Genomic DNA, 1,935 nt, shown 5'->3' with positions numbered 1-1,935 from the left:
GTAGGTTTGGTCAATGGCGAAACTGAATCAGTACTCTCAGGTGTAACTGCTACAGTTACTGCTAAAGATGCAGGCAAATACAACAACAAAGTAACAGGTGTAGACAAGAATTATGATCTAACGCTTATTGATGGCTCTTTGGATATTGCTAAGGCTAAAGCCATTGTTACTGCCAATAGTGTATCAACTACCTATAACGGTAAAGATCAAACGGCTGCTGGCTTTAGTGCGACTGGTTTGGTCAATGGTGAAACTGAATCCGTACTCTCAGGTGTCAGTGCAACCGTTACCGCTAAAGATGCAGGTCAATATACCAATACGGCAACGGGCCTAGACAAAAACTACGAGCTAAGCTTTGTTGATGGTTCATTAGATATTGCCAAAGCTAAAGCCATTGTTACTGCCAATAGTGTATCAACCACCTATAACGGTAAAGACCAAACGGCTGCTGGCTTTACTGCAACAGGTTTAGTGAATGGCGAAACTACAAGTGTATTGTCAGGTGTTTCGGCAACAGTTACCGCTAAAGATGCAGGTCAATATACCAATACGGCAACGGGTCTAGACAAAAACTACGAGCTAAGCTTTGTTGATGGTTCATTAGATATTGCCAAAGCTAAGGCGACTGTGACTGCCAATAGTGTATCAACCACCTATAACGGTAAAGACCAAACGGCTGCTGGCTTTACTGCAACAGGTTTGGTCAATGGTGAAACTGAATCCGTACTATCTAGTGTAAGCGCGACGGTGACTGCTAAAGATGCAGGCCAATACACCAATACCGCAACAGGTCTAGATAAAAACTACGAGCTAAGCTTTGTTGATGGCTCATTGGATATTGCTAAGGCTAAAGCCACTGTAACTGCCAATAGTGTATCAACTACTTATAACGGTAAAGATCAAACAGCTGCGGGCTTTACTGCGACTGGTTTGGTCAATAGTGAAACTGAATCAGTACTCTCAGGTGTCAGTGCAACCGTTACCGCTAAAGATGCAGGTCAATACACCAACACTGCAACGGGTATAGATAAAAACTATGAGCTAAGCTTTGTTGATGGTTCATTGGATATTGCTAAGGCTAAAGCCACTGTAACCGCCAATAGCATATCAACTACTTATAATGGTAAAGATCAAACGGCTGCTGGCTTTACTGCAACAGGTTTGGTGAATGGTGAAACGGATTCAGTACTCTCAGGTGTCAGTGCAACGGTGACTGCTAAAGATGCTGGCAAATACACTAATACCGCAACAGGTCTAGATAAAAACTATGAGCTAAGCTTTGTTGATGGCTCTTTGGATATCGCCAAAGCAAAAGCCACTGTAACTGCCAATAGCGTATCAACTACCTATAACGGTAAAGACCAAACGGCTGCTGGTTTTAGTGCGACTGGTTTGGTCAATGGCGAAACTACAAGTGTATTGTCAGGTGTTTCGGCAACTGTCACAGGCAAAGATGCAGGCAAATACACCAACACAGTAACAGGTGTAGACAAGAACTATGATCTGACGCTTATTGATGGCTCTTTGGATATTGCGAAAGCTAAGGCGACTGTGACTGCCAATAGCGTATCAACCACCTATAATGGTAAAAATCAAACTGCTGCTGGCTTTAGTGCGACAGGTTTGGTGAGTGCTGAAAATGAATCAGTACTCTCTGGTGTCAGTGCAACGGTTACCGGCAAAGATGCTGGCAAATACACCAATACTGCAACGGGTCTAGACAAGAACTACGAGTTAAGTTTTGTTGATGGCTCATTAGATATTGCTAAAGCGAAAGCCACTGTAACTGCCAATAGTGTATCAACCACCTATAACGGTAAAGGTCAAACAGCTGCTGGCTTTAGTGCGACAGGTTTGGTCAATGGCGAAACTGAATCAGTACTCTCAGGTGTCAGTGCAACGGTGACTGCTAAATATGCAGGCAAATATGTTAAC

General features: G+C 43.3%; 1 protein-coding gene. It reads left to right on the top strand.

Annotation, left to right across the window (positions count from 1 at the left end; all coding sequences use genetic code 11):
• Positions 1–1,935 (top strand): MBG domain-containing protein (locus tag GJV03_RS21585; RefSeq protein WP_171501891.1); only part of this gene is annotated, 1,935 nt, incomplete at both ends.

Source organism: Acinetobacter sp. RIT698, assembly GCF_009668065.1.
GTDB lineage: Bacteria > Pseudomonadota > Gammaproteobacteria > Pseudomonadales > Moraxellaceae > Acinetobacter > Acinetobacter guillouiae.
The sequence above is the reverse complement of the archived record's forward strand: the minus strand, read 5'-3'. Positions and strand labels throughout refer to the sequence as shown.